Here is a 26,045-nt window from a genome sequence, read left to right as displayed (position 1 = left end):
GCACCCGTCTTCAACGGAATAGCAGAAGGAGAAAGAGAGGGAGGAACAGACTGAGAAACCTCTTCCTCTTTACAGGCATTTCCATTGATCAATACAATCCAATATAATATATTTATGAAATAAGAAAAAGTGTACGTACCCATCATTGGTTGTCTCCGCATACCACATTTAGGCAAGATGGCTATATTCTCCTACACAAACTCCTAACGAAATGAGATGGTTCCCTCTGGGGCAGGGTACAATGCTTTGCTTTTTCTTAAGGATGGGGGAGATCTCCCTCCTGACAATTCAAGGCTGTCATTTTGACCCTACCATCACGGTGCTGGATGGATTCGATCTCGAGTTAGCTCCTTCACTGGACGAGGACCCCACTTGTTATGATCATCAGGTCATGTGGGTAGCGAGCGATTTCACATCAAGCTGGGTCGGCTCTTTGACTATCCCACCCAAGGGAATCCCTTCCGCCTCAACGGGTATATCCTCATTCTTTAACGAAGAATTCGGGCAGGATCTTTCTCTTTCTTTTTCTACCAATCGCGCCTTTCTGCTGTCGCGAGACCGAGAGCTCCTTTTTCTGCTTAATCGGTGTGGAGCGCCTGTACAAAAAATGAGCCTCCATCTACCTTCCACCCAATCCCTTTCAAGTCCCCATGACGTAGCCCTATCGCCCAATGAAGAATTGTGGGTCGTTTACTATGATGTGCCGGTTCTTGCCGTATTCAATCAGAAAGGGGAATGGAGTACATCCATCGATCTTTCTCCCTACAGCCCAAATGGAAACCCTCACGCAAGCGCCCTATGGATCGGAGAATTCAAAGGGCTCACTAAAGCGCTCGTCCTTCTTCAAAATCTAAATCGCGATTGGAAACCTGAGAACCCAGCCTCTCTCCTCTCCATCAATGTCGATAACAAGCAGATAGAAGAAGTGATTCAACTGAAGGGACGGAATCCATTGCACTCACCTGTCTTTTCTCAAGAAAGCCTATGGGTCACTCAAGCTGGAAATCTTACTCTTCAAGAGGAAGAAAACGGTGGGATCGAACGTATCGATCTGGTGGAGGGAACCAGTGAAATGCTTCTATCCAAGACGGAATTAGAGGCCATTCCAGTCAATATAGCGATTTCTCAAACATGTGGAGCTGCGATTGTCATGGATTCCACCCCCGACTGGAATCGCACTTCCCTGATTACGTTCCGACTAGACACCGGAACTTTGGTCGCCTCCATCGCTAAGCCTCTGTTCGGCCCCACCTCACACTATGATTTGTGGGGTATTGATTTCAACAGCACAGGACAAGTGCTTATGGTAGGAGATCGGCAGCAAAAAGACCTTCAATATCCTATTCATCTCTTTCATCATAAAGGCAACTGTGTCTTCGTTGAAGATACTTCCGTCAATCTCCCTCAGAAGCCGATTGCCATACACACTCTCCCTCCAAGAAAAACACCGAAGTCATTGTAGGATCGGAGACTTCTTTGGATCCTTCTCTGAAAATCGTGGTATGTAAAGCAATTTACATTTCAATGATATCATTAGCGGAATGTCTTGTAGCTTATTTATCCGTTGCATGTTGAGAAGACGATTTGATGCGCCTAGGGTTTGAGATTATTGGAACAGGTTCTTATCTGCCTGGAAAGCCAGTAAAAAACCAAGATCTGATGAAGACGATGGATACTTCAGATGATTGGATTGTCCAACGTTCAGGGATACGGCAGCGCCATTTTGCTCCCGATGGAGTGGGAGCGAGCGATTTGGGAGCAGAAGCAGCCAAAAAAGCAATTGCTGCAGCCCAGATTAATCCTCAAGACATTGACTACATTATCTTCGCCACGATGACCCCGGATTATGTATTTCCTGGATCTGCCAGTTTGCTCGGTACAAAGCTAGGGCTCGATGGAATCCCTTCTCTGGATATTCGACAGCAATGCGCAGCGATGCTGTATGGGTTGCATCTTGTCGATAGTCTTATTCGCAGTGGAGCTGCCAAAGTGATTCTGTTTGTTGCAGCGGAAACACATGCTGGGTTCATGCCATGGACGGACTGGAGCTTTGTCGATTCTGAAGAATTCGTCGTCAGCAAGGAACAATGGGCATTGGCCAGCCATCACCGATCAATTGCGATTCTGTTTGGAGATGGAGCAGGAGCACTTGTCTTTCGCGCCACTTCGAGGGAGGCTGGGCTCTTAGGGATCGATCTGCACTCGGACGGGCGATATGCTGATCTGTTGCATGTCCCTGGAGGAGGGTTTCGCCGGCGGCCTTATTGGACAGAAGAAATGCTTCAACAGGATGCTCATATTCCCCGCATGTATGGCCGAGATCTTTTCAAACTCGCCGTCACCAAATTGCCCGAGAGTATACAGGCCCTCGCGCATTCGACATCAACCTCACTCGAGCAAATTGAGTGGTTTCTCGCACATCAAGCAAATGAACGTATCAATGAGTACGTCCGGAAAAAGCTAGAAATTCCAAAAGAGAAAATGCCCTCCAACATTGAACAAGTCGGCAATACAAGTGGAGCAACAATTCCGATTCTCATCGACGAATTGACAAGAGAAGGGAAGCTTAGAGTAGGAGATCTCAACATGGTCTTCGCACTCGGGGCAGGAGTTCACTGGGGGAGCGCGCTCCTGCGGTGGTAGGTCTCCTCAGTCATTTTTCTATGCTCGACCGCTTTGCTTGCAGAATACATTGTAGGCTATGAACCCTTCCTTTCATCCCGCAAAATCCCATACGTCATGGCAGAAGGGGGGGATCGCTATTCTAGCAGCCAAAGTTTTTTTTATTGCCAACGGTTTCATTCAACACATCAGTTTGCCTTGGTTGCTCGGTCTTGCTGCTTACGGCGCTTTTTCGAGAATTCTCGCCCTATCGACGATCATCACCAACGTGATCATCACAAGTTTCACTCAAGCGGTCAGCCGCACAGTAGCAAGCTCCCCAGCAAATGAGCAAGCCACCTTGCATTCCCTCGCGCGCATCCACCTGCTCTTCGCCATCCTAGGGGGAGGAGGATTCATCCTCGCTGCCCCCTGGCTAGCTCGCCTCGAGCACGCCCCTTCGATCGCACACCCCCTCGCTCTCATGGGGATCACTATCGCTGCCTACAGCCTCTATGCCCCTCTGATCGGGGTCCTCAATGGACAGATCTCATTTTTTAAACAAGCAAGCTTGGACATCCTCTTCGCTCTTTTGCGTACAACAGGGATGCTTAGCCTCGGCTTCCTGTTAACTCGATATCGTCAATCTGGTGCATTCGGCGCAACTGCAGGGACTGCGCTCGCTGCCACCCTTATCCTTCCGATTGCGTTTGCTTCCACAGGGCTGAAGTTTTCCTGGCTCACAAATCTAATCCGACGCCCTGATCCAACCCACTCCATCCGCTCCTACTGGACTCTCCTTGGCTCTCTTGTAAGCGCTTATCTATTCACCAATCTCCTGATGCAAGCTGATCTAACCCTATTAGGACGATTCCTCTCTCAATCCGCACTCCGCTCAGGATTAGAAGAAACTGCCGCAGAAACATCCGCCAATGAGTGGGTAGCAATTTACCGAGCTTGTCAGCTATTTGCCTTTCTCCCTTACCAATTACTCATCAGCATGACCCATGTGCTCTTCCCCATCCTCGCTCGAGATAAAGCCCATCAACAGCGCGAAGCAATCCGGCTTCATATTTTTCACGGTTTGCGCATTGGATTGATCGTGTGTGGTCTCCTCACCAGTGTCTTAGCAGCTCTTCCAGGACATCTCCTTCAAGCGGTCTACGGAAGTGTTATCGTGTCCAGAGGGAAAAGCACCTTAGCGATTCTAGCCGTTGGACAAGGGGCATTCGCACTTTTCCAACTTAACAACTCGATTTTAACAAGCCTCGGACACGAGCGACTTTCTTCTCTGCTTAGCTTTAGCGCAGCACTTTGTGCCATCATCGGATGCACGCTTTTTGTCCCTCAACTCCCTTTTGGCCTTTTACAGCTACAAGCTACTGCTCTGATCATGAGCTGCTCTACTGTCCTCACTTTTCTCTGCTCTCTCTTTTTTGTGCGGCACCACGCTTCAGCAATCCTTCAAATGGGAACTGTAGTGCGAGTTCTAATAGCGTGGGGTAGTGTCGTAATGATCGGGCATCGCTTCTCACACCTCCCAATCTTAGTCTTGCCATTCATCGCCCTCGCATTGTGCATTCTTTACTTCGTTTTACTGATCGTGCTGGGTGAAATTAAAGGCACTGAAATCATTGCTTACCTCGCTGGATGGCGCAACCGAAATCAGCAACAACTTAAGACCTTCTCCCGTTCAATCTATTGCCCATACTGGATGAAGAGCCGAATGGATCCCCCCCATGAAGAACCAGATTCTCCTCCGGTATGACGCGCGAACACACGAACCAAAGCCCCACGAATTCCACTGTACCACCCTTGTCTAGAGATGGCAGGAGAGATCACCAGCTGAAACCAAGACAAAAAATAGCACACCCTATCCATCCACCAGCTTTGACGCAATTGTTTTGCAGCTCCACCCGGAAAAGCCATAACCAAAACTTCCCTTTTCTGTAAACGCACTAAAGAAAAGAAAGAAAAAAGAGACGCAGACGCACAGAAAGAGCCCTTGCTTGACTTTTCTTCCACATCAATCCCGCAAGAAGCTGCATTGCCGCAACAGCATGCAAAGCCAAAGTAGTCTGCCTCCCCGTGTCAGGCCCTCGAATCTCGACCTGCCTCCCTTGCGGGGGGATAAAGGTTGCTCATCGCAATATCCAAAACAAATGGCGCCCAGATTTGCATAGAGAAGTGATTTGCTCTCATTCTCGAAGCGAGAGCAGCGCATTGGGAAATGCTCGTACTTTGTTTTGTCCCAACCGCATCTTTTGAACATTTCGCGCTTCTTTCACACGTTGACGCACAACCAATGTCGACTCCGCTTCGAGACCTTATTTTGCAACTGTCTTACTTTCAGAGGAAGTAAAATGACATGTACATCGATACGATCGAGGAGAGAACCGCTGATCCGATGGCGGGAGACCCTTATTTGTTCTTGCTTACAAAGGCATTACTCCGTCCCATCCCCTTCGCATCCGCATGGGCAAGGATTCATGGCATAGACTAAGAGCGGCATGGAATGGACAACCGTGAGCACGCGAAATATGCATCATCCCATCCTCCAAAGGCCGATGCAACGATTCCAAGGTAGAGCGACAAAATTCGGGCAATTCATCCAGAAAAAGAACACCATGGTGAGCAAGGGTTATTTCCCCAGGGCGCAAATCTTCCCCACCTCCAATCAGAGCTTCTTTGCTGATTGTATGATAAGGAGCTCGGAAAGGTCGCAGATAGCTTGGCTGATCTGTATGAGCCATTCACAACCCATCAGGTTATACGTAGCAGCCACTTCGAGTGCTTCTTGGTAGGAAAGTTGGGGCAAGATCCCAGGCAATCGAATCTCTCCCCGAATGAATTTGACAAGTCGCTTCAATAGAAGCGAGACCGTATGGATTGTTAATCCTTGGACAAGAGCGGCCTCAGCTTCATTTCCTCGGAGTGCAAGATGCGATCGATCGAAGTGCACTGTAAACTGAGGAGCTGAGGCAGAACGCCGCGAACTGGATGTACGCATTCCGTTAAAGACAGTTCACCGAGAAGGAATATACCCCTCAACAGGTCGAGAGGGATCACCTGCAGCGCAGCAAGCATAGTCACAGTAATCGTTAAATCAAAATTGGTCCCTCCCTTTTCACATCTGCAGGGGCTAAATTCACAACGCTCTAACGACCCCCCAAATCGATCTCAAACTTTGACAAAGCGCTTTTCACCCTAACTCGACTCCTCCGAACCACAAACTCTGCAAACCACACTAAATCAAAGGGAGGGACCCCTCTCGTTACTTCTACTTAAACGCCAATCGGATAAGCCTTAAGGCACACCAGAGCTGTACTGAGGACTGTAGCGAGCATATCAATGCACAAGGCCAAAAAGAGACCATAGAAAAAGCCTTCAATCCAATGTAAATTCAAAGCAAATCAAATGGCACGTTAATTTTATTGGGTGGCCTCTTGCTAAGAGAATCTCTTCTAAACAGCAAAGCTTAGTATGGTTAATTTTCAACAGCGATATCGAGTCCTTGACAGATTAGAATCAGGAGGGATGGCCGAAGTATTTCGAGCTGAAAGTATCGGTCTTCAAGGATTCCGCAAGCAGGTCGCCATCAAACGCGTGCTCCCCGAATTGGTGAAAAAAAAAGAATTTATCTCGATGTTCCTCGACGAAGCCCGTCTCAGCGCCAATCTCAATCATTCGAACTGCGTCCAGGTATTCGACATCGGTGTGGGAAAAGACACTTACTTTATTGCGATGGAATTTGTGGATGGAGCCAGTTTAAAAACCATTTCGGAATATATGAAAAAATCTTCTCAAACCCTTCCCATCGCCTTTGCCGCTTGGATCGGTCACGAAATTTGCAAAGGGCTTGCTTATGCTCACACCCTGAAAAATGCAGAAGGATCACCCCTTGGGATCGTGCATCGCGACGTCTCACCCCCTAACATTTTGATCACCAAATACGGCGAAGTCAAAATCGTAGACTTCGGTCTCGCTAAAGCGAATTCACAACTAGAACGTTCCCAACCTGGCATTATCAAGGGAAAATACAGTTATCTTTCACCCGAAGCAGCCTTTGGATATACTGTCGACACACGAACCGACATTTTTGCAGTAGGGATCATTTTATGGGAACTACTTGCGGGAAGACGCCTTTTTCTAGGGGAGACTGATCTTCAAACAGTACAAAAAGTGCAACAGGCTGCTGTTCCTCCCCTCTCTTCGCTCAACCATAATGTTCCTCCTTTGTTCGAGCAAATTATTCATCGTAGCTTAGCAAAACTGCCCGGTGACCGATACGGTACCGCAGAGGAACTTGGGAAAGACCTATGCCGATTCCTCTTTTCTTATGGAACACCCGTCAGCAGCTTTGATATCGCGCAATTGGTCCAAGAAAGTGTCGGAACCCGCAAGGGTGCACGGAATAAGGAAAATTCGTGGATTAACCAACTGATCCAAGAAGTGCTACTGGAATTCACTTCCCTCCCTTCTCAAAACTCGGGTGCGAAAAACTCCCTCCCTCCCATACAAAAAGGGGAACATTCATCACACTCTCCTTTGAACGCACTTCACAACTCAAGAGATGACACATTAGAGGGTGCTGTATGGACCCTGTCGGAAAAACAGCCGCTCCCCCCTCCTCCTTTTGCTGCACCTACCACCACCCACCTCTCTACTGAGAGACCCAATCTACGAAATCCTTTTCCGATCCAACCTTCTTCTTCGCGTTCGGCCAGGTCACCTAAATGGAAGATGTTGTTACCCCTCGTATGGCTGGTGCTTGGACTGATCACGTTAGTGTGGACCACATTCCTCATCTCCAAAAGCTAAAGCTTACAAAAAGCTGAGCAAAAATCATGCTTCAAGAGAGCACCCCTCCCTTTCTAGGATTTTTCTCTGTTGCTGGAGCGACAAAACTGGATGAATCGATTGTCTTCCCATAAAAAGAAGAAAAGTTTCCTTGCGTTGAGTTATTCGGGGGAGATATAGCCCCATTATTCGGCAATCATCAACTCGCGCAGGAGGAATGTACGTGAAAGAGCTCGTCGACTACTTATTAAAGAATATCTATCTTGATTTTCAAGGGGAAATTTCCATTGAAACAATACGCCAGTTGCTGCGCAACGATGAGAGTTGCGCAGCGAAAGCATTGCTTCAAAAACTAATAGATGACAACGGCATTGAAGAACTTCTGATTACCTTGGCTGACTGCCTTAAAGATCACCTCCGTACAGGGATTACGGAACAGGTAATGCGCGATCAGCTCTTGCTATACACAGAAAGTTAAGATCGGCCTGTTATTAACCACTGAAGAGCTTTGCGGTAGATCGATGCTCGCTTCTCCAATGCAACTTCGTGACCAAGACCTTTGATAATCTGAACGTGGTGGGGAATTTTCATCTTTTTGAGTGTAGCTCCCACGCGCAATGTCTGGGGAGCAACTTCATCGTGCTTTCCGGTTAGTAGATAGACGCGCGCGATCCTCTTCTTGTTTTTTTGCAAGAAGGGATCCCGATCTCCCAGCCAATACTGATCGCTTGCACCTAAAATTAACCAACGGCTCCATCGGCCAGGATCATAGAGCCCCACTTGCATGGCAATGTAAGCCCCCTCACTGAAGCCGATCACGAGATTCCCTCTCATTTGAACTCGGCCCTTATATTTTTTCGAGAGTGCAATCAATGCGGCTTCCATAATCCTTCGTCCGACAATGGAGCCATTATTCCAACTTCTTGCTCCCTCCCCTTCATTTGTAGGGCCTTGCGGACAGACAAGCCATCCTAAATCGTAGACCAACGATGACCACCTCTGACAGTCGCTCTCAGGATACCCGTGTCTCCCATGCAAATAGATAAAGACAGGGGATCTTCCTTTTTTTTTAGGCTTAAAATAGAAAGCAGGGGAAGCGCCAGGAATTTCCAGTTTTTGCAGCTTGCGTTCTGGTACCGACTTTTTAGGGGCAGCAGCCACACTCCCCGATAGCCCCCATACGGCGATCATGAGGATAAGCATTTGAGATGCTTGGTATCCCCACACATTCTTTGTGAAACCACCCCTCTTCATGAATTCATTGAAAGCCTTCTACCCAAGCATAAGCCAACTTCCCAAGCGACCTTCTCATCACATGGCCAGAGCATTTGCTCTTCTCCACTGCGGTAGTGAGAACCATCCACATGCGCCACCCACGCTCGAAGAGATAACCGCTGAATCCCCCCTTCGATGAAAGGATGGGCATAAGCGGCTAGAGGCTCTTTGCACCCCCCCCCAAGCGCATGCATGACAGCACGCTCTGCAAAAAGGCAAATCGCAGTCTCTTCGTCATGAATGAGGGAAAACAGCGCTTTGACCTCCTGGTCCTCCTCTCGGCATTCAACGGCCAGAACCCCCTGCCCCACCGCAGGCAACATCTGCTCAGGAGTAAAAACCTGAGTGATGCGGGCACCCCATCCGAGTCTGAGAACCCCCGCTTGGGCTAATACCATAGCCTCATACTGCCCGGATACCACCTTTCGGAAACGCGTTTCTAGATTCCCCCGCATCGGCAGAATATCCAGATCACCGCGCAGGGCGCGGAGAGAAAACGCACGGCGAAGACTGGAAGTCCCCACACGAGCCCCTCGAGGCAACTGATCGAGCGAAGAGAAGCTAGGTGCAACGAGGACATCCTGCGTCGGCCCACGTTTTAAAACCGACGCGATCCCAAGACCGGAAGGTAATTGGGCCGGGAGATCCTTCGCAGAATGAATGGCAAAATCCGCTCGATGCTGCAGAAGCGCTTCTTCGAGCTCTTTGACAAAAAGCGCTTTGCCCCCCCACTCTGTCAAAGGAACATGCTGGATGCGATCTCCTGTAGTGGTTACCTGCAATTCAGAGAACGCTGCTTGCCCCCCCTGCACATGCGGAAGGAGCTGATGAATAACCATTCTGCTCTGCATCAAAGCGAGAAGCGAGCGACGTGTAACATAAACGAGCGGTGATTTCATGGGAAAGAACTTACCCAGCAGAAATCTGCCAATTGTTTGTGATCTTCATCCCATACGCCACTGTATCCAAAGTTAAGAGTGCAAGAGGGGGTGTCCAGAGTGAATATCAAAAATCTGCCTCAATACATCCTCCATGACTCTCCCATTGCCATTTTTTGCCCCTTCCTTGATACGAGCAATAGGAAGATGAAGGAACTTATTGATCGCGCTTTCGATCATTTGACCCAGTATCTGCTTATCCTCTTCTTTTAAATGTTGAAGCCGTAAAGAATACGTATGCTCTAACTCTACAAGCATCGTTTCATGCAGTTTCGAACGGAGCGCAACAACGGTGGGCTGAATCATTCTCTCTTTAAACCAAGCATCTAACCGACTCACTTCTTCCTCGATCATCGCCTCTGCCATCACAACTTTCTGCCCGCGCTGTTGCGCTCCCTGACGCGCCTGATGGAGAATATCCTCCAAGTTGAAAACAAAGACGTTCTCAAGCTGATGCACTTGAGGATCGACATTGCGTGGCATCGCGATATCCAAGAAAAAGAGGGGAGCACCGCGCCGTTTTTTCATCACACGTTTGACCATCTCACAAGAAATCACAAAACCACAGCTCGCTGTGCTCACAATCACAATATCTGCCTGGGTCAAGTTAGTTTCCAATTCACTCCAAGGGACTGCAACACCTGAAAAAGAATCGGCCAGGGCTTGTGCGCGTCCGTTATTTCGATTGCATACACGGATCGACTTCTCCCCCTTGCCAAGCCGTTTTGCCACCGCTTCAGCCATCCTGCCTGCTCCCAGGAGAAGGATTGTTCGAGAGGAGAGATCCCCGAAGATACGCCGTGCGATATCCACAGCAATACTTCCAATACTCACCATGCCTGTTCCAATTGCAGTCCTGGCCCTCACCCTCTTGGCAACATGAAAAGCAGAATGGAAACTGCGACTTAAAAAGGGACCAACCAACTTATTTTGTTTTGCCATCTCATAGGCATTCTTGACTTGACCCAAGATCTGAGGCTCCCCGACCACCATTGAATCAAGACTGCACGCTACCCGAAAGAGATGTCGAATAGCTGCATTCCCCCCCCGCTCATATAAACAGGGAGGTAGGGCATTCAGCGCCGCTATCACTTCTCCAATTGCACGCTTCGCTTTCTCAATCCCTCTGTGGGCATACGCATACACTTCAAATCGATTGCAGGTAGATAGAATGACAGCCTCGCCTATCTCCTTCCGGCTTTTTAATTGCAATAAAACCCGGGACAGAGCCCCTGTATCAATCACCAGCTTCTCCCGCACCTGAAGAGAGGCCGTGTGATGAGAAAGGCCCATCAAAATAATCATGCAGCACCCCCTTTGAGCACCCACGGAGAGGACTCTTGCCGCAACAAATAAAAACAAAAAATGATAACAATGAATCCAAAACCCAAGATCGTTCCATAGGCTATCCGACGCCCCCTCCAACCTTTAATCACGCGCAGGCTGAGAAATCCACCGACCAAAAGCCAGGAAATTACACCAAAAACAACGCGGAGAATGTTTGCCAAATGGAAAACAACTACCCTCTTATCTGCAATGCCAGTGAGCATACCGAGCGTCAAAAGGGGAAAAGCTGCATATAGAAAAACTCCCTCCGCCTGATCCAAGAAATCAAGGGGAGGGAGTTTTTCAAAAATCATTTTAAACCGCTTCTCTTTAAGTCCTTTTTCCTGAATAAGGTACGCAATTGCAACGACAAAAGCTAACATGAGAAAGGCCGTTCCAAAAAGATTTGCGGTCGCGTGAATAGGCAACAGCAAACTCTTGGTGTGGGCAGCCTCCTCCCATCCCCCTTTCAACACCTCCGGATGAATCAACCTTGAAGCTAGAAAGATAACCAAGCATAGAAGTGTAAGAAAGGCCCCTATCCCATCTAATCGATAAAATCGCCTTAGAATGAGATAGAGGGTGCAATCCAACATAGACATCATACTAATCAATACAGGAGCCCCCTCTATTGGACAGGCATGCGATGAAAGCGAGACAACTCCCAAGTAGAAAAAATGAAAAACAACCCCCACCCCAAGACAAAAAGTAGCCACTGCCGCAGGTCGCTTATCTCGCCTGTTTCTTATTAAATATTTAAAAAAAGAGAGCGTAGAGGCGCTATAAGCAGCTACAGCCATTCCGAAACAGATATCTGCACTATTTGGGTCCAACACTTCCCCCTCCTATACCAAGACTTTCATGGCTCTTCCACCTACTTTTTACGCCCGCCTTACCTCCGCTCGCATGCTCTCCCCTTCCGTGCGGGAGCTTGTGTTCACAAGAATAGATGAACTCCCTTTCCTGTTTGAACCAGGGCAGTGGATCAACCTTTTTTTGCCCATCTCCGAACCGGAAGCACGACGAGCCTACTCCATCGCTTCAGCCCCGAATGGAACCCCTTCTTTTGAGCTCGCAGTCACTCACGTTCAGGATGGTCTCGGCTCAACCTACCTACATCAGCTTCAGGTAGGAGAAATCCTTCGAATGAATGGCCCACAAGGTTTTTTTACTCGCCCTTTGCCCGTCACCACAGCTTCTCTTTTCGTAGCGAATGGGACAGGGGTTACCCCTCTTCGAAGCATGATTCAATTCGCTCTCAATCAAGGAGACAAGAGTCCCCTCTGGCTCCTCTTTGGGAGTCGTTACGAAGAAGATATTCTCTACCGAAATGATTTTGAGCAATGGGCAGCATCACACCCTAATTTACAACTATTTTTTACACTCTCTCGGTCTCATGCCCAATGGAAAGGGCGCACAGGACATGTCCAAGAGCACGTACCAGAGCTCTGGCATACACTTATGGCTAGTCAACAAGGAGAACCTCATGCCTATATCTGCGGTCTTTCCGATATGGTGGGAGCTGTTAGACAGATCCTGCGAACTGAATTAAATGCATCGCGCCATCAATTGCATACCGAGCGGTACGACTGACTGCTGTTAAACCAAAGCAGATCACTCATCCACGGTTCTTTTCCAACCGAACATAACGCTTACTTACTTAATAACACGCAAGTATGGGGGGAGCTTTCTTTTCTCTTTGCGCCCTGTTGGCAATGGAGAAGAGGGCTGCTCCAATGCCTCTTTCTCACTAGATACCCGCTCTGCACCTTGAGCATCTGGGAGAGGAGAAATCACTTCAAAAGTGGACTTGGAAGAATCCGTTTTTTTTCCTTTTACTGCAGGTTGTTCTTCTTGATAAGAACGCGCCTGCGCAATCACCTCAGGAGGGATATCTTCTGGCCAAAGCATTGTAGGGGATCCTTCCCCCCCCACCAACGCATAGATGCTTGACCAAGGCAACACACAGAAAAAAGGGGAACGCTGGAAACTAAGTGTGCAGTGAACCCCCTTTTCATCAATCTTCAGGTCAGGGATAGGAATAGGCATATGAAACCCGATCTGCAAAACCAGATTGAACTGCCGTTTAAGCCAAGGAGGGACGGCCACTCCTTCTCGACGTGGATCCAGGTGAATAAAAACCGTGGAAAGTTCCAGAAGGGCAAGAATAACGTTCTTCTTAGGAGGGAGAGGAGGATAGGAAGCATTCATCGCGATCCCTTCTTTTTTAACGCAAAAGCGATCAAATGAAAAGGAGAAGCAGGCTTCAAACAAAACCTTACAAAAACAACAAAGATGTCCTCTGTTATTGACAAAGATGATCAACCGCATACATTATGTTGATGGAAAGGGGGCGATTTGGATTCGACGGAGGTAATAGTTTTATAGCTGCGTACCGTGGCCCGCAGGACCACGTAAAAACCCGCGGAAACCATAACTGCGAACGATAACGCAAGCAGCGAATATGCATTCGCTGAAACAAGTGCTTTTGCGCTAGCCGCCTAAGGTTAAGTAAAAGCCGTCTTCCAGCAGTATGTCAGCACTGACTGAAAGATGTATCGAGCTGACTAGCCCAAACGGGGTAACCGCATGTACGGCGAAATCAAACAGGTTACTCGCTCACGAAAAAGCCTGCTGACAGGCTGATTCTGAGTTAAATAAGTATGTCAGCTACGTACGTAGAAGCATAAGATGCATTGCTTTCGGACCTGGGTTCGATTCCCAGCGCCTCCACTACTTTTTTCTTATTACATACAATTGCACTTCCTCCTATATAAGGTAGCCGTAATTTTGGACCCCCTCCATCCAGCAAACACACGGTAGCACGACGTGTATTAAAGCCCAGCTATGCATGCCGCATCGTCATCTCTGTCGTAAAGTGTCCTGTCCTAAGAATTCTCCACAGATAGTTTTTCATGGGAGCGCCAAGCATAGTCAAATAAGAGACAAACGTATGTCGGAATGCACGCCAACCGATCCGGCGTAAGCCAGCTCGTTCGTATGCACTCCACAATAAGCACTTCGCTTCTCCCCTGCTCAAGCGATGATTTGATGATTTTCCGAGGTAGGTCCCATTTTTTTATGAGGTGCCTTTGACCACACGTATCCATATGACGCGGAACGCTCTCTTCTTGGCACATTGGCTAGTTAACGTAATCTGCTATGTTGGGAAAAATAGAAGGCAATCGTAACTCGACAACACTTCCCCCTCATTCCTTGTTCTAAACGATAACTTTCCTAAAAGGGCACCCCTGCTGATTGGAAATGACAGAAACATTCATCTTCTTTCTTTCGGACTCAGTGCGAAAGGAAGCAGACCCATGCCTTCCTTCCGTTCAAATGAAAACACACTCAGTGCGTATCCCAAGCTGATGACTCAAAGACCGTCAAAAAAGAAAAGGGAGTAACTTCCACGTTTGTTGGCGATAAGCACCATACTTGCTACCCAGTTCGGCCTCGAACACCCGCTGTTCTCGTTGGACGCGACAAAGATAGGACAGAAGCACAAGCAGAATCGATAACAAGGTGCAGAAAGTGGAGTTCAATAGCAAACACACAGCTTCAAGAGCAAGCAGCATCGCCAGATAGGAGGGACGGCGCAAGGCGCGATAAGGTCCGTTGTCCACAAGGTCAAGAGGTCCTCTCCTCATTGACTGTGCTCGTGAAGAACCCTCCTAGCGTGCAGATCGACCAAACTCTCAAGTAAACAGCTCTCACCATTAGGACACTCTCCCCCTTCACACATCGCAGAGCGTGGAGCAGGTAGCAGACGAGTCCGGTAGGTAAATTCTACGATCGCTCCCAAAACCGTGACGGCTACTGTCAGCAGTATAAAAAGAGCGGCACTTCCATCTGCTTGATCGTACAAGACTTGTCGAAAGAACAAGAAAGACTTCATGGGAAGAACGCTATGGGCCACTAGTAGAAAGGTGGGGTTTTACTGCCGCTCATCTCCCAATCCGGGAGCGAGCATGGCTACCACTCTCAAGGGATGAACAATTCGTTATTGCGTAAAAAAACCATTCGTTCTCCAAGTTCGAGGAGAGGCCCACTGGAGCTTCTCCCAACATCTGCGCCTGATGTCGACGGGCAGCCAACGTATAACCACTCATGTCCAAGGACAAGGATTGGCTTGCATGACCAAATGCCTTGATGGCCTGCCACCTCTCCTCCTTTCGCGTGTAAATAGCAGCTCGGCTGAGGGTAGCCTGGCATACTAGCCCACCCTATCCACTTTTGTTCGAGTACGCTCGCCAGGGCTTCAGCATCCTCGAGTAGCTTTGCTAGGCGCTCCTCCATCCACAAGAGCTGCAGCTAGCGTCGCACGGAGCTTCAGATGCGTAGCCTCGATGCGCAACGCCTGATGGGCACCAAACAACGAAGTGCTCGCTAAGGTAGGCCAATCTCCATTCACCCGCTCGAGGGCCGTAATCCCCTTGCCCTCCTACAGATCCACCTGGGTTATCGCGAGCAAGAAGTAGTAGTGCTGGGCCATATGGTCTCGGGAAGGCAACTTCTCTACATCTACGCCTATGGTGGCTTCTCGTCCAGCCTCCTCCGGTCGATCAGCATACAGCCATGCTGCATTCGTATGATTGAGATGCAGGTTCACCACAGCATACAAGTCTCCACATCTTTCGGCTTCCTGCAGAAACATGTGAACTTCAGAGGATAACTCGCCAAGCTCCACAAGATAGAGTGACCAGTCGAAACGCCTGCGCAGTCGCTAACCTCTATGCTGTCCCTCCCCTCTGCTGACAAAGGATTCCTACCGCTGACTCGATTTGCTCTCGCGCTCATTTCCAGTAACTAATCTGGCAAGAAATAATTCCTTTTGCAAGTTCAATGAGTCCCAACACTCCTACTTGGCCTGTCTCTCTGCCAGGTACTTTCCGCTACCTGGAGGAGTTCTGTAGTGCGTTGAGAGGTTTTCCTCAAAAAAGGAAAAAAGATGGCTTCCATCGTCATTCCCCGTGCCCTACAGGAGGGGCCCCCTGCTTCCAAAGCCATACGCTGGTATCGGGCGTGATAATTGACCACCTGGCTCGGATACATTATGCATAGCCCCACAATCGCAGCCCAGCACACATCCACTTTTAGCAGCAGTTGCGGACTCATTTGATCCGGATCTCGGCGGTAAAATTAGTTCCTTGTATCGAAAGCCGCAGTCGATGCCACAAAAGAGAAAGCGTTCTATGCCACGCTGCTTTAGGCATGCTTATCCCCACCGCAGCCAAGATCCTCTCGAGCGCCTGGAGCCCCTCCTCCAGATACCCACCCCGAAGGAATTACTCCACGGCATGACCGCGCATCACTATCGCATCTTCCCCTGTTGCTTCTCGGACAGCCTCTTGACAGACGTTATCGTCTTTGTTTTTTTGCGCGCAAAGCATCGGCACACTTGGTAAGCGTGCGGAATCTCTGGCTCCCTTTCTAGTCAGTGCACTCGCAATTTTACGATGGTGCATCACCTGGACTCTTTTGGGCAAATGGTTACGAACTGCTTGCCGAATCCAGTCATGATAAGGTTCTAGCCAACGAGAAGGATCCGCCCCCTTTACAAACCGAAGAAAGTTGCCTTTGATTAATTTACCCCCTTGCTGGGATAAACCTTCTCCATTGTTCCTCAACACCTTGAGAACCGAAGTCTCAGTCATAAGGAGATCTTGCAACGAAAAGGATCTCGAGGATCTGCTATGAGCTTTCACCGAGTTGGCAAACCCGCTGCCATAGCAGCATTTCGAGCTGCAATAAAAAGGAAACACTAAGATCCTGCATAGTGGTACTCCCTCATCCTTACCGAAAAGTACCGCACAGGGGACACATAGCCCACAGAGCTTATTGCAGAAACAAGGATAGCCTCATTCAGCTGCCAGGAAGGAGTGCACCCCCATTGTGCAAAAAGGATACGAGAAAGCCTTCGAGGAGCTCTGGCCTTTTTCCCGAGAAACCGGTTTTGGTTGAGGAAGAATGAATCCAAACGATCACACCTTGATAGCTGATATCAACAGCACCCAGGAAGCTCTACGCACTCGAGAGCAACATATTTTTCATCGGCTCGTGCGGCTGGAGAGGCAGCAGCTGATCGGATATATCTCTGGTCTTCAGGTCTATAATCAGACTTGGTACCTAGGGTTTCTTGGAGCCCGCCCAAGCAGAAGAGCCGGCCACGCGACCAGTTGAAGTGCCTTGAAGCATTTTGAACAACAGAACTATCTCTCTTTCTTGAGCACCCATTTCTTCCCCCAAAATAAGTGGGTCTCCCGCGTCTATGGCTCCCTTGCATAGCAAATCCACGAGCCTCAGCTCTCTCTGCTCCAACAGCATTCCTTTTCCACCCCCTCCATACGGATCATCCCTCCCCTCTCCCTGCGAGAGACAGCCACATCTTTCCAGCCCAATACAACCACTCACTTCGCATCGAAGAGCACCTGCGGCAGACAGGAGCGTCACATTCTTCTTGCTCTTCGACGCAATACTTTCGTGGGTTATGCCCTTGCAGAACTTTCTTCTCCAGACCTCAATTTAAAGAATGGTTTAGCTCTTTTCGCATCTCCCTGCCGCCCGAAGGCCAAGTCCACAAGCAACGTATTCGTCATGCGTTCTTATAGTACTCCTCGTTTTGTACCGTTCCGAAAGAACGGCCTTTTGTTTGAGGCTTTATTCACCCAGGGGAGGAAGAGGAATACGCAGAGTTCAATATACCTTCCCCCCCAGAAAATCACGCATTGGATCTTTCACTGCACCCTATCCCCACGCTTTCGCGAGCACATCGAGCAGAGGTTACCCTCGCACCTCTGAGCCAGCACAACCTTTTAGTCTCTCTCATAACCCAGCGCCTACGCGAGCCACTACAGAACCTCAAGGCGTATAAGACTCCCCACTTCACCACGGAGAAAGCGGAAAGAATATTGCTACACTTCTTTGATCCTTTAAACTTCACTTTGTTAGCAAAGACGTTGGCAGAAGGCAAGTGTGGATATATCAAGGTTAACTCAAAAGAGGCATTTATCTTCTAGGTAGACTCACAACTACAGATTCTTTCTTCCTACAAAATTCACCCCACCGTTTGAAGCACCACTTTAGCACAACACAATGGACTAAAAGTGGGTGTGGAGACCAAGTATCCCAACCCTGGTAGAAGAAGTTACTAGGGAGGCTTCCCCATGCAGCCGTCGGGTGGCCGTGATTTTGCATTATTCACACGGAACAGAAAGGAAGGCGAGGGGATGAACTTTATCCAAAGGATTCAACCGTTTAGAGGCCAAGTGCTTAGTCTTGTTGATGTTTGTAAAAATCCTCTGTATGGACTCGATCTCCAACGCCTCCACTACACGAACAGTTTATATTCCTCAAAACCAAGGGACAAAGACAGAAATAAAACGAGCTGGGGCAATAACTTGTTCGCTATTGAAGTAGGCTTCCGCTTCTCGACCAGCTCGCTGCGCGCGCGAGCTCTGATCCAGCTTGCTTCGACACCATCGTGAAACTGCAACATGCAATTTCATGTCAAGGCCATCAAAACTGACAATCGCTGCGTCGAGCAAATGAACAGCTTCTGAAATTTTACCTTTAAGGAAAAACACACCGGCCTCTCCCATTCGAGCCAGCGCCTCCGCCCACGCTACTTCTTCTTTCTTGAGTTCCCGCAAGGCTTTCAGAGAAAATTCCAAAGAGAAAGAGTTTTTCTCCCTTTTTCTCGCCCTAGCGACCCCTAGTGAAGCTCTCAGTTGAAGTTCAAGGAAAAGGATCCGATTGAACTGGATATGAAGAAGCCCGGAGGCTCTGTTCTCTTCTTCTCGTTTGAGGAGGCGGTTCCACGCCGTATCGTAGTCCTTTTGGTAGAGATCAATATTGACCTGGGCTATCAACTCCCAGAGATGCTGCTGAGTGAATATCTGCTTGGACCACTGGCTTACAGCTGCTTCCGCCTCAGCCCTTGCTCGAACAGGATTGTCTCGAATTAACCATATCATATTAGGCAGACCAAGGCGTATTCCTATATTCCCATACAAATCCCTGCTCCCAACGCTCTTTGCAAGTTGCTTTTGAATCTGAAGAGAAAGCTCGCGAAAGCAACCAAGACAAACAAGAGACCAACAGAAAATCTGTTGAATTGTTGCTTGTTCCCATTCAATCCCTTTTGCAGAGTGATAAACGAGATCATCTGCTTCAATACATTTTGCGCATGCGTCTTTCCAGCGCCCATTCAAATAATGAATGAACGCCTCGTGCAGCGCGATCAATATCTGCAAATATTCTCGGTGCGAGCTATCCTGAGGAATCCGCCTAGCTGTTACGAGGACGTCGGAGGGATAAGCCCCTCCTAACATCATGACGATAGAGGCCTCCACCACAAGGCCTCTCGCTATCTGCACCAAGTCTCCAGTCTCAAGAGCCATCAGGAGATGCAAAACGTGGAAATAGAGACCTCGCACTAGATCTACAAACAGCAGTCCGGAAGCTGCCGTCCAACAGATATCGACTTTATGATTGGAGGGGAGAGGAGTCCACTGAGAAGGGGTCACTTCAAAACTGAATCCTCGCTGTTTAAGGATATGATGCTCTTTCAAAAAGGCCTCGAACACATCCTCAGGGGTTTCCGGCATCACTAGGTCCACCGAAGCAATTACTTTGCGAAGTTCGATCAATCCCTCATCAATATGCCCTCCACGAAACAATTGGTCCATCGCTCTGCGCCTCAGTTCAACCGTGTCCTCTCGCTCCTGCTGCATAATCACTGCGCGATACACACACGCTGCCTCGTGACAACGACCTGCCTTAGCAAGTACATCTGCCAGTTTGATACGAACCGAACGGACATCCTTCCCTTGATTTTCTTGAAGTTGAATCGCCTGCTCATATCCCGCAATTGCCTTGTCAAAGGCAAGTTTGTTTTCCGCTGCTTCTGCGGATGCAAAAGCATAATGCCCCGCTTTTTCAATATCTCCAGCTTCCCGCCAATGATAGGCTAAGGCCTCAGGCTCTTGTTGTTCCCCCTGTTCTAAAGCAAGGGCAATTCGAAGATGGTAAGAGTTTTTGGTTTCTTCCGGGATCCGCCGACAAATGGCACGGCGAATATAATCGTGATAGGGCTCTATCAATTCTGCATTTTGCAAACCAGCTGGAGCTTGCACAAGCTGATTTCTTTTTAACACCTTGATCCTTTCAAACCCCTCCCCCTCTTTCAACCCTGCAACCGCTACCGCCACACGCTGGGTTAAAGGAATTGCAGCAAGAGACAAGATTTCCAATAATCCTCTCGTTTTGTCATCGAGGGAAGAAACGCGCGCCCATATCGCATCCTCCAACTGCAGTGCATCGGGAGAGACCTGACTTTCAACCACAGCCAAACGATGTTGCAGGACCTGCTCAAGAAAAAGCGGATAACCGTGCGCTTCTTTTGCAATCGCCTCTTCATCCACCCACATTTTTGTATTGGCTTGCTCCATCAACTTAGCCACAAGTTGCTTCGCCTCTTTTGAATTGAGAGGAGAGAGCTGGATATTGACGATGTCCTCATTCGCCAACACAGAAAAAGAATGTGTATCCAAATCTTTGTGCATGTCCCGAACGGTACCGATCAATAAGAGACGAGGGCAATCAGGAGGCTGCAATAGGTGCGAAAGCAGAGAAAGGCTATCGGAATCCGCCCATTGTAGGTCATCGATGGTCATAATGACGAAAAAGCGATCAGCGAGACGCGTTAAAAGCTCCCTCAATGCTTGATTCACTAGGTTCTTGCGATCCTGTGGATGATTACCAACAATCGCTTCAGGAAAATCACTGACAGCTTCCACATGCTCCAAAACATGAAAGGTATTCGCCAACAGTCTGGTGTGGCGAGGGAGCAACGTAGCGGCCACTTCTTTCGGGAGATGCGCTAGATATCGGCTTAGCTGATCGATCACCCGATCTACTGCATTGTAGGGAACAAATTCATCTCCATAGCATTGACCTGCCAGCACCACGACCTGTGGTTCTATCTTTCGGGCTTGCGCAATAAAATGATTCATCAAAGCAGACTTCCCTACGCCTGATTCCCCTCGGATGTAGATCGCTTTTCCCCGCTTCAGCGTTTTCACTTCTTGCAGGACTTGATACATAACAACAAGCTCTTTTTCTCGACCCACAAACAAGTCCACCTGTTCCTGAGAGCCTCGGAACAAAGGGTTCCCCTCCCCTTTTTCAACCTGTGACAATTCACCGAGGCACTCAAAAATATCCCTGCCATCCGCACGCTCTTCAGGCTTGATCGCAAGAAGCTTCATACACAAATGACTCAATTCGATTGAAATATCCGGAGCAAGTTCAATTGGAGGAGGAGGCAAACGAGTCTGCTTATCTTCCATGGCTTGCCAAGGGGACACCTCGCCTCTGAAGGGAACCACCCCCGTCAAAGCTTCATAGAGTACAACGCCCACCGCATACCAATCAATTGCTGGACCGATGTGCTTTCCTATGATTTGTTCAGGAGCCATATAAAGTGGAGTCCCTACTACTTGGGTCATAGTAATAGTTTGTGCTGTTAACGAAATATCTTTTGCGATCCCATAATCTAAGAGTTTAACCCGCCCTTCCTTGGTCACAAAAATATTGGAAGGTTTGATATCGCGATGAATTTTTCCAGCAGCGTGCAACGCCGTCAACCCCTCCGTCAATTGAAGGAGAGCATTGCACAACGCTGCTTCGTTAAAGGTAACATACGGAATCACAGCAGAATGCAATCCAGGTTGATTATTTGTATGGAGAGGAGAGAGGGATTCTATTATTGTTTCAGGCAAAGAAGCTTCTCTGTTGCTCTCACCCTCCAATAAATGTAAATGAGTGGAAGCCGACCGTTTGGTCTCATTCCCACAGTGGCGATTGGAATCAGCAGGAGGGAGTACATAATACTCCCCACAGATAGACGTGCGATCCAGCGTTTTGTCTCTGTTTTGAACAGGGTCTGAAGACAGGGAGGGACTTTGCTTCACATACGTAATGAAATCCGTCCCCTCCAGCAGCTCCATTGTGAAGAACCAGACCCCATCTTCTTCATACAATTCTCCTAGCCGAACCAAATTGGGGTGATGCAGACTTCGAAATCCTCTGAATTCCTCTTTGAAGCGCAGAAGGATACCAGCCGTAGCACAAAGGAGAGTTTTGAGAGCTAAATGAACTCGCCGCTCTCGATCCAAAACCTCATAGACAACTCCCATACCCCCTTCCCCTAGCTTTCGTACGACTTGAAAGCGCTTTGTTCCAGAAAAAGCGACAGGAATCAGTCCCTTTTCTATACTCACAATAGAACCCTCCCTCTCTCGCACAAATTAGCCCTAAAGTTACTCTAACCCTTGATAAAATGCTACTCTACAAGCAGAAAGGAGAAAGGAAAAATAAAGTGGCTCATTGGATAAGTAGGATGGGGGATAGAAACAACACATTTATTTAATCAATATGACCCCTTTTTGGTCGATCTCAAAATCAAATGTCGACAAGCCAGCTCGCTCAATATGTTGAAGCAAAGAAAGAGACGGCATTTGAAGCCCAACGTATAAACACATATCCCCCCCTCCCGCCCCCGATGGATAAAAAGCAGCCCCTTCAAAAGCTGCTCGCTCCCCAAGTGCGCGATAGGCCTCAGGCATGATAGGGATTCCAGTTCTCTGACCGAATGCATCAAGCGCTTCTGCAAATTGTTGAACAGAATAGACAAAACGCGGTGCATCCGCTGCCACTGTTGCCTTCATAACTTCACAAGAAGCGAGAAGGAGGGGATTCATAGATTCTCTGTATTTCTCTGCATATTCTTTTTGGAAAATGCGGAGGCGGCTTAGCGCATCACTGGTTCGCACACTTTTTCCACTCCAAAAACAGGATATCTGGGTTCCTGCAGGGAGCGAGACTGGAAAAATCGTAGTTGGTTCTGGCGGATGCGATACATAACAGATTATCCCTCCATACACCGATGCAGCGACATCCACTCCACTCCCCCCCCCTTGTGCCCGAGCGTGTGCCTCTTTGGCTACATCAAACAACCTACGGCGGACGTCAGACCGATTCAAGTCAATACCACCCTCCGCTTCTCGCAATCCGAGCGAGGCGACCAAACCAGCTGCACTAGATCCTAAACCGAGCTTGCAACCCTCTTTCCAAAACGAACTCACATCGACTCCAGGAGCCTCCCCTTGCTTCAATGCAAATGATGCCTCATAGGAAGAGGCCAAATTAAATGTTTCTCTACAAGCCACAGCATATCGGTCGACGGCCAAAACCAATGCAGGAGCCCCTTCAAGCACTGCATAGGCACCTGTGATCACCAATTTTCCAGGCGCTGCAACGTGTAGACCTGCAACATGCCTCACAAGTGCATTCATCTTTTTTTACCTGTCGCGATAGATCATTTGATAGGCTGCTCCTTCCAATAATTCAGCCCCTCTCTTTGAAATAGGGCAGAGGAGCAATGCCTGCAATGCTTCCTCGAGGAAAGAGCGAAGGCGAGCCTCCATCACGTCACGTACCCCTGCTTCTTCTATAGCTGTAAGGAGCGAAGACATTTCCTGGGGTGTCCAATCCCCTCTACCATAAACTTGAGGCAAAAGAGCGCGAACTTTTTCGTGTCGACTTGCTTCTGCCATCAAAAAAGTCTGTTTCCCTTTTCGAATATCGTTCCATATAGGCTTTCCAGTCGCTTCTGAGTCTCCAAACACACCGAGAAGATCATCCCGTATCTGGAAAGCAATGCCCAAAGGCCTTGCAAAAGCCTCCAATGTTTTCTGCTGTTCCTGTGTCCCTTCCGCCAGTATGCATCCCATTGCGATAGGACCTCGGACTGTATAGCTACCCGTTTTCAGATCGAGAAAGGTATGCCAAGGAACTTCCTCTTCGAAAGGACAAATGTCGAGCAGTTGACCCCAAATCACTTCCTTCTGCAAAAGAGCAAAATGTCGAGCAGCTTTGAGAACCCGTTCTTCAGGAAGCGGAAGGGAAAAAAGCTCTTTTTGAGCCATCGCCGAAGCTAAATCCCCAGCTAAGATAGCCACTGCTGCCCCTACATCTTTCGACTGATAGTGCTCAGCAAACGACGCATGCACGGTAGGACCCCCACGACGCATGAGGTCATCATCCATCCAATCATCGTGGATCAACAAATAACTCTGCAGTAGCTCAAAAGCCACTGCTGCTTGGATCACTTCCTCCCCATCTTCCCCTCCACACGCTTCATAAGCACTGCATAGAAGAATCGAGCGAAGCCTTTTCCCACCCCGCATTGTCAACGAACGAAACTGCTGTGCCACCAACCCAAGGAATGGGTGAAGGTGCCCCATATGCCGCTCACAACGTTCCAAGCAGGATTCCAATTGAGCTTCCACGGCGATCTGCATCTCCTTCCAGTAAGCGAGAAATCGATCTCGCCTCAGAGTAGACTCATGAAGATCCTTAGATAACAAAAACACTCTCTCACGAATGCTTAGGGCTTCGCTTGGCTGCAACATAATGGATTCTGTTCTGACGCTGTATCTTAAACGCGATCGAAGCACCTGGCGGAACTCGTTGAATAGCTGCTTCCACATCGGCTCTCCGTTTGATAGCAACCCAGTTTACTTCAAGAAGGATATCCCCTCGTTCCAGAATCCCCTCCATGATGCTGCCACGCGCTACCCAAGCGACAACCACACGAACTTCCTCTTTGCTGCCTGCCGGCTGCTCGACCAACGTGACCCCCCACTCCGACCGAGAGAGCAGCAGAGAAGCACCTTCTTCTGCTTCCCCCGATCCATCCTCTGACTCTTCTTCCTTCACCTCTAAGGCACCCAAGATGACAGTCACTGTCTTCTGCTTTTTCTCGCGAGACCAAATGTCTATTTTCACTTTCGTCTTTGGTTTGTGTCTAGCAATCAACCGAGGAAAATCCGATGGGCGCGTCACTTTGATCCCCTCCACTGCCAAAATGACATCTCCCGATTGCAGACCAGCCCTTTCTGCAGTGCTATTGGGCTCCACTTCAGCGATGATTACCCCTTGCTTACCGGGCAAACCAAGCGCTTCCGCCAAGGCACCGCTGATCTCGTCCCCCTGGATCACAACCCCTAATTTACCGCGTTCCACGTGACCTATCGTCAATAAATCAGAGACCACTTCTTTCAGCGCATTGACGGGGATAGCAAATCCTATTCCCTGACCATCACGCTGGATAGCTGTATTAATACCAACTACCTGCCCCTTCAGATTAAAGAGAGGACCACCGCTGTTCCCCGGATTGATCAAAGCGTTTGTCTGAATAAAATCATCGTAAGGGCCTGCACCAATTATACGACCTCGTGCGCTTACCACCCCTGTTGTGACTGTAAATTCCAATCCAAAAGGGTTGCCAATCGCGATCACAAATTCCCCATCCTGCACCAATTCGCTCGAACCTAAAGAGGCAACACGCAGATCTCGTGCATCCTTAAGTTCGAGAATCGCCAGATCGAGCAGCCTGTCTTTCCCTTTGACAACAGCGAGAAACTCACGCCCATCCGCCACCTTGACACGAACTTCGTTCGCCTTTTCGACCACATGTTCGTTGGTCACGACATACCCAGCCGAATGAATAATAAACCCAGACCCGAGCGCTTTTCTACGAATGACCTGATCCCCCTCTTTATTATTATTGGGACGCCTGCGTCCAAAAAAGTCAAAAGGACTCCCAAAATCGAAGAAAAAGAAAGGGAACCCACCTAACGATTGGACTCGCTCCTCATGCAAAGTAGTGATATTGACAACCACCGGTTTTAGTGCAGCAACCAACTTAGGAATATCCGGTGCCATCATCACAGGAGCCGCTTCGAATGGAGGAGGAACCTTAGGCAATTCCATTGGAGCTGGAGCGACCACAGAAGATGAAGGAGCATTCACCATTGGCTTTTTGGCATAGCAGTGGGAAGTAACGATTCCACCGCACAATATCATCACTAAACAACAAGCAATTCCCTGCCTCATTTGTACCATCCACCCATCATCACAAATCAACTTTTCCTTGATTGAGATTGAACTCTTTCCAATCCTTTTCCTACCTAGCTGCTTTGCTGCAGTCACCTTTGGTTCCATCCCTTTACCTCACCCTACAAGAACAGGTGAAGT

The 26,045-nt window shown here is 48.7% G+C and carries 23 protein-coding genes and 1 other RNA gene; 8 read left to right on the top strand and 16 right to left on the bottom strand.

Annotated elements, in window-relative coordinates:
- Positions 1–241 precede the first annotated feature (241 nt).
- From BCY86_RS00970 to BCY86_RS00960, 3 genes are all read left to right on the top strand, one after another.
- A complete protein-coding gene (locus tag BCY86_RS00970) occupies positions 242–1,462 on the top strand; it encodes an NHL repeat-containing protein (RefSeq protein WP_075276050.1) in 1,221 nt (406 codons plus the stop codon).
- 125 nt (positions 1,463–1,587) lie between these two features.
- A complete protein-coding gene (locus BCY86_RS00965; RefSeq protein ID WP_075276049.1) occupies positions 1,588–2,643 on the top strand; it encodes a 3-oxoacyl-ACP synthase III family protein in 1,056 nt (351 codons plus the stop codon).
- Between the two features lie 58 nt (positions 2,644–2,701).
- Positions 2,702–4,369 (top strand): lipopolysaccharide biosynthesis protein, encoded by a 1,668-nt coding sequence (locus BCY86_RS00960; protein WP_075276048.1) that lies wholly within the window; start codon positions 2,702–2,704, stop codon positions 4,367–4,369.
- A 667-nt stretch (positions 4,370–5,036) separates the two neighbouring features.
- Here the strand turns inward: BCY86_RS00960 and BCY86_RS10655 are convergent.
- Positions 5,037–5,354: an ATP-binding protein gene (locus tag BCY86_RS10655; protein WP_075276047.1), complete on the bottom strand. Its 318-nt coding sequence runs from the start codon at positions 5,352–5,354 to the stop codon at positions 5,037–5,039.
- A gap of 139 nt (positions 5,355–5,493) precedes the next feature.
- Positions 5,494–5,688 carry a hypothetical protein gene (locus BCY86_RS10650; RefSeq protein WP_420814535.1) on the bottom strand — a complete coding sequence of 65 codons (195 nt, stop codon included), beginning with the start codon at positions 5,686–5,688 and terminating at the stop codon, positions 5,494–5,496.
- Between the two features lie 396 nt (positions 5,689–6,084).
- On the opposite strand from BCY86_RS10650, the gene BCY86_RS00945 reads away from it, so the two are divergent.
- Both BCY86_RS00945 and BCY86_RS00940 read left to right on the top strand, forming a co-directional pair.
- Entirely contained in the window at positions 6,085–7,422 is a 1,338-nt protein-coding gene (locus BCY86_RS00945; RefSeq protein WP_075276045.1) for a serine/threonine protein kinase, read from the top strand.
- A 202-nt stretch (positions 7,423–7,624) separates the two neighbouring features.
- A complete protein-coding gene (locus BCY86_RS00940; protein ID WP_075277491.1) occupies positions 7,625–7,879 on the top strand; it encodes a hypothetical protein in 255 nt (84 codons plus the stop codon).
- Here BCY86_RS00940 and BCY86_RS00935 read toward each other — a convergent pair.
- The 4 genes from BCY86_RS00935 to BCY86_RS00920 form a co-directional block, all read right to left on the bottom strand.
- The gene (locus tag BCY86_RS00935) at positions 7,876–8,655 is read right to left on the bottom strand and encodes an alpha/beta hydrolase (RefSeq protein WP_075276044.1); all 780 of its coding nucleotides are present in this window, start codon (positions 8,653–8,655) and stop codon (positions 7,876–7,878) included. The two genes, BCY86_RS00940 and BCY86_RS00935, sit on opposite strands and share 4 nt — an antisense overlap.
- Positions 8,652–9,575, bottom strand: coding sequence for a hydroxymethylbilane synthase (gene hemC / locus BCY86_RS00930; RefSeq protein ID WP_075276043.1), 924 nt, complete (start codon positions 9,573–9,575; stop codon positions 8,652–8,654). The genes BCY86_RS00935 and hemC overlap by 4 nt, the downstream gene beginning before the upstream one ends.
- 72 nt (positions 9,576–9,647) lie before the next feature.
- Positions 9,648–10,919 carry a glutamyl-tRNA reductase gene (gene hemA / locus BCY86_RS00925; RefSeq protein ID WP_075276042.1) on the bottom strand — a complete coding sequence of 424 codons (1,272 nt, stop codon included), beginning with the start codon at positions 10,917–10,919 and terminating at the stop codon, positions 9,648–9,650.
- Positions 10,916–11,773, bottom strand: coding sequence for a cytochrome C assembly family protein (locus BCY86_RS00920; protein ID WP_156864964.1), 858 nt, complete (start codon positions 11,771–11,773; stop codon positions 10,916–10,918). The genes hemA and BCY86_RS00920 overlap by 4 nt, the downstream gene beginning before the upstream one ends.
- A gap of 28 nt (positions 11,774–11,801) precedes the next feature.
- Here BCY86_RS00920 and BCY86_RS00915 point away from each other — a divergent pair, with 28 nt between their 5' ends.
- Complete coding sequence (locus BCY86_RS00915; protein ID WP_075276040.1) at positions 11,802–12,533, top strand: ferredoxin--NADP reductase; 732 nt, start codon at positions 11,802–11,804, stop codon at positions 12,531–12,533.
- 63 nt (positions 12,534–12,596) lie between these two features.
- Here the strand turns inward: BCY86_RS00915 and BCY86_RS00910 are convergent, their stop codons facing one another.
- On the bottom strand, positions 12,597–13,151 hold the full coding sequence (locus BCY86_RS00910; RefSeq protein WP_156864963.1) for a ClpXP protease specificity-enhancing factor SspB: 555 nt from the start codon (positions 13,149–13,151) through the stop codon (positions 12,597–12,599).
- A gap of 138 nt (positions 13,152–13,289) precedes the next feature.
- Between BCY86_RS00910 and ssrA the strand changes: the two genes are divergently transcribed.
- Positions 13,290–13,676: a transfer-messenger RNA gene (ssrA, locus tag BCY86_RS00905) on the top strand.
- A gap of 650 nt (positions 13,677–14,326) precedes the next feature.
- Here the strand turns inward: ssrA and BCY86_RS00900 are convergent.
- The 5 genes from BCY86_RS00900 to BCY86_RS00875 all read right to left on the bottom strand — a co-directional run bounded on the left by BCY86_RS00900 (position 14,327) and on the right by BCY86_RS00875 (position 16,597).
- Entirely contained in the window at positions 14,327–14,566 is a 240-nt protein-coding gene (locus BCY86_RS00900) for an isoprenylcysteine carboxylmethyltransferase family protein (protein WP_172824757.1), read from the bottom strand.
- A gap of 20 nt (positions 14,567–14,586) precedes the next feature.
- Entirely contained in the window at positions 14,587–14,838 is a 252-nt protein-coding gene (locus BCY86_RS00895) for a hypothetical protein (protein ID WP_156864962.1), read from the bottom strand.
- 86 nt (positions 14,839–14,924) lie between these two features.
- Complete coding sequence (locus BCY86_RS00890; RefSeq protein WP_075276034.1) at positions 14,925–15,239, bottom strand: hypothetical protein; 315 nt, start codon at positions 15,237–15,239, stop codon at positions 14,925–14,927.
- Between the two features lie 145 nt (positions 15,240–15,384).
- Positions 15,385–15,552 carry a hypothetical protein gene (locus BCY86_RS00885; RefSeq protein WP_156864961.1) on the bottom strand — a complete coding sequence of 56 codons (168 nt, stop codon included), beginning with the start codon at positions 15,550–15,552 and terminating at the stop codon, positions 15,385–15,387.
- Between the two features lie 676 nt (positions 15,553–16,228).
- A complete protein-coding gene (locus BCY86_RS00875) occupies positions 16,229–16,597 on the bottom strand; it encodes a hypothetical protein (RefSeq protein WP_156864960.1) in 369 nt (122 codons plus the stop codon).
- A 313-nt stretch (positions 16,598–16,910) separates the two neighbouring features.
- Here BCY86_RS00875 and BCY86_RS09520 point away from each other — a divergent pair, with 313 nt between their 5' ends.
- A complete protein-coding gene (locus BCY86_RS09520; protein ID WP_156864959.1) occupies positions 16,911–17,123 on the top strand; it encodes a hypothetical protein in 213 nt (70 codons plus the stop codon).
- A gap of 1,169 nt (positions 17,124–18,292) precedes the next feature.
- Here BCY86_RS09520 and BCY86_RS00855 read toward each other — a convergent pair.
- The 4 genes from BCY86_RS00855 to BCY86_RS00840 all read right to left on the bottom strand — a co-directional run bounded on the left by BCY86_RS00855 (position 18,293) and on the right by BCY86_RS00840 (position 26,012).
- Positions 18,293–22,225 carry a serine/threonine-protein kinase gene (locus BCY86_RS00855; protein WP_156864958.1) on the bottom strand — a complete coding sequence of 1,311 codons (3,933 nt, stop codon included), beginning with the start codon at positions 22,223–22,225 and terminating at the stop codon, positions 18,293–18,295.
- Positions 22,226–22,366: 141 nt separating this feature from the next.
- Complete coding sequence (locus tag BCY86_RS00850; RefSeq protein WP_075276022.1) at positions 22,367–23,299, bottom strand: mevalonate kinase family protein; 933 nt, start codon at positions 23,297–23,299, stop codon at positions 22,367–22,369.
- Between the two features lie 6 nt (positions 23,300–23,305).
- Positions 23,306–24,379 (bottom strand): polyprenyl synthetase family protein, encoded by a 1,074-nt coding sequence (locus tag BCY86_RS00845; protein ID WP_172824755.1) that lies wholly within the window; start codon positions 24,377–24,379, stop codon positions 23,306–23,308.
- Positions 24,380–24,383: 4 nt separating this feature from the next.
- On the bottom strand, positions 24,384–26,012 hold the full coding sequence (locus BCY86_RS00840) for a trypsin-like peptidase domain-containing protein (RefSeq protein WP_083604090.1): 1,629 nt from the start codon (positions 26,010–26,012) through the stop codon (positions 24,384–24,386).
- Positions 26,013–26,045 lie beyond the last annotated feature (33 nt).

The organism is Pajaroellobacter abortibovis (assembly GCF_001931505.1).
Taxonomy (GTDB): Bacteria; Myxococcota_A; Polyangia; order Polyangiales; family Polyangiaceae; genus Pajaroellobacter; species Pajaroellobacter abortibovis.
The sequence above is the reverse complement of the archived record's forward strand: the minus strand, read 5'-3'. Positions and strand labels throughout refer to the sequence as shown.

Excerpts from the sequence above, each read along its gene's own strand:
- BCY86_RS00970 (WP_075276050.1), top strand. The coding sequence starts at position 242 with ATGCTTTGCTTTTTCTTAAGGATGGGGGAGATCTCCCTCCTGACAATT.
- BCY86_RS00965 (WP_075276049.1), top strand. The coding sequence starts at position 1,588 with ATGCGCCTAGGGTTTGAGATTATTGGAACAGGTTCTTATCTGCCTGGA.
- BCY86_RS00960 (WP_075276048.1), top strand. The coding sequence starts at position 2,702 with ATGAACCCTTCCTTTCATCCCGCAAAATCCCATACGTCATGGCAGAAG.
- BCY86_RS10655 (WP_075276047.1), bottom strand. The coding sequence starts at position 5,354 with ATGGCTCATACAGATCAGCCAAGCTATCTGCGACCTTTCCGAGCTCCT.
- BCY86_RS10650 (WP_420814535.1), bottom strand. The coding sequence starts at position 5,688 with ATGCTTGCTGCGCTGCAGGTGATCCCTCTCGACCTGTTGAGGGGTATA.
- BCY86_RS00945 (WP_075276045.1), top strand. The coding sequence starts at position 6,085 with ATGGTTAATTTTCAACAGCGATATCGAGTCCTTGACAGATTAGAATCA.
- BCY86_RS00935 (WP_075276044.1), bottom strand. The coding sequence starts at position 8,655 with ATGAAGAGGGGTGGTTTCACAAAGAATGTGTGGGGATACCAAGCATCT.
- hemC (WP_075276043.1), bottom strand. The coding sequence starts at position 9,575 with ATGAAATCACCGCTCGTTTATGTTACACGTCGCTCGCTTCTCGCTTTG.
- hemA (WP_075276042.1), bottom strand. The coding sequence starts at position 10,919 with ATGATTATTTTGATGGGCCTTTCTCATCACACGGCCTCTCTTCAGGTG.
- BCY86_RS00915 (WP_075276040.1), top strand. The coding sequence starts at position 11,802 with ATGGCTCTTCCACCTACTTTTTACGCCCGCCTTACCTCCGCTCGCATG.
- BCY86_RS00910 (WP_156864963.1), bottom strand. The coding sequence starts at position 13,151 with ATGAATGCTTCCTATCCTCCTCTCCCTCCTAAGAAGAACGTTATTCTT.
- BCY86_RS00895 (WP_156864962.1), bottom strand. The coding sequence starts at position 14,838 with ATGAAGTCTTTCTTGTTCTTTCGACAAGTCTTGTACGATCAAGCAGAT.
- BCY86_RS00890 (WP_075276034.1), bottom strand. The coding sequence starts at position 15,239 with ATGGAGGAGCGCCTAGCAAAGCTACTCGAGGATGCTGAAGCCCTGGCG.
- BCY86_RS00875 (WP_156864960.1), bottom strand. The coding sequence starts at position 16,597 with ATGACTGAGACTTCGGTTCTCAAGGTGTTGAGGAACAATGGAGAAGGT.
- BCY86_RS09520 (WP_156864959.1), top strand. The coding sequence starts at position 16,911 with ATGAATCCAAACGATCACACCTTGATAGCTGATATCAACAGCACCCAG.
- BCY86_RS00850 (WP_075276022.1), bottom strand. The coding sequence starts at position 23,299 with ATGAATGCACTTGTGAGGCATGTTGCAGGTCTACACGTTGCAGCGCCT.
- BCY86_RS00840 (WP_083604090.1), bottom strand. The coding sequence starts at position 26,012 with ATGGAACCAAAGGTGACTGCAGCAAAGCAGCTAGGTAGGAAAAGGATT.